Source organism: Kitasatospora sp. MBT63 (assembly GCF_000710465.2).
Taxonomy (GTDB): Bacteria; Actinomycetota; Actinomycetes; order Streptomycetales; family Streptomycetaceae; genus Kitasatospora.
On sequence record NZ_JAIZ01000634.1, the window covers coordinates 2,298 to 3,439 of the forward strand.

Genomic DNA, 1,142 nt, shown 5'->3' on the forward strand with positions numbered 1-1,142 from the left:
GACCCTGATCGACGAGTACTTCGGCGACCGCACCGGCGTCCAGGCCGGCCTGGTCGCGGGCGTCACCTTCGACACCTCGATCGACGCCTTCTGCATGCTGATGGCCGGTCACACCCTGCACGTCATCGCGGACGAGGTCCGCCTCGACGCGGCCGCCCTGGTGGCCTATGTGGACGACCACCGGCTCGACTTCCTGGACCTGACGCCGTCGTACCTGTCGGTGCTGCTCTCCGAGGGCCTGCTGTCGGACACCCACGACCACGTCCCCGCGGTCCTGATGGTGGGTGGGGAGGCGCTGGGTGCGGAGTTGTGGTCACGGCTGCGGTCCGCCGAGCGGACCGTGGTGCTGAACTACTACGGGCCGACGGAGTGCACGGTGGACGCGGTGGCGTGGCCGCTGGCCGGGTCCGTCACGCCGGTGATCGGGCGTCCGCTCGAGAACACCTCGGCGTATGTGCTGGACGAGCAGCTGCGGCTGGTCGCTCCGGGCGTTGCGGGGGAGTTGTTCCTGGCCGGTTCCGGGCTGGCTCGCGGGTATCTGGGCCGGCCGGATCTGACGGCGGAGCGGTTCCTGCCGGATCCGTTCGGTGCGGCAGGCTCGCGGATGTACCGCACGGGTGATGTGGTGCGCTGGACGGCGGCCGGGGTGCTGGAGTACCTGGGCCGGGCCGACGACCAGGTGAAGATCCGTGGTTTCCGGATCGAACTCGGTGAGATCGAGTCTGCGCTCGCCGCCCATGAGGGTGTGGAGCGGGCCGCGGTGCTGGTCCGGGAGGACCGGCCGGGTGATCAGCGGCTGGTGGCGTATCTGGTGACCGCCGACGGTGTGGAGCCGGTGGGGCTTCGGGCGCACGTCGCCGCCGCGCTGCCGGAGTACATGGTGCCGTCCGCGTTCGTGACGGTGCCGGAGTTCCCGCTCACGGTGCACGGCAAGCTCGACCACCGTGCGCTGCCCGCACCGGAGTTGGAGCTGGTGGCCGAGGGCCGGCCGCCGCGGGACGGGCGTGAGCGGGTGCTGTGCGCGCTGTTCGGCGAGGTGCTGGGCGTCGAGGGTGTCACCATCGACGACAACTTCTTCGCGCTGGGCGGCCACTCGCTGCTGGTCACCCGCCTGGTCAGCCGCATCCGCACCGAACTCGGCG

1 protein-coding gene is annotated in these 1,142 nt (G+C 71.2%); it reads left to right on the top strand.

The features are described 5' to 3' along the window. A partial coding sequence (locus tag AA75_RS33155; protein WP_199520477.1) for a non-ribosomal peptide synthetase occupies positions 1-1,142 on the top strand: 1,142 nt, incomplete at both ends.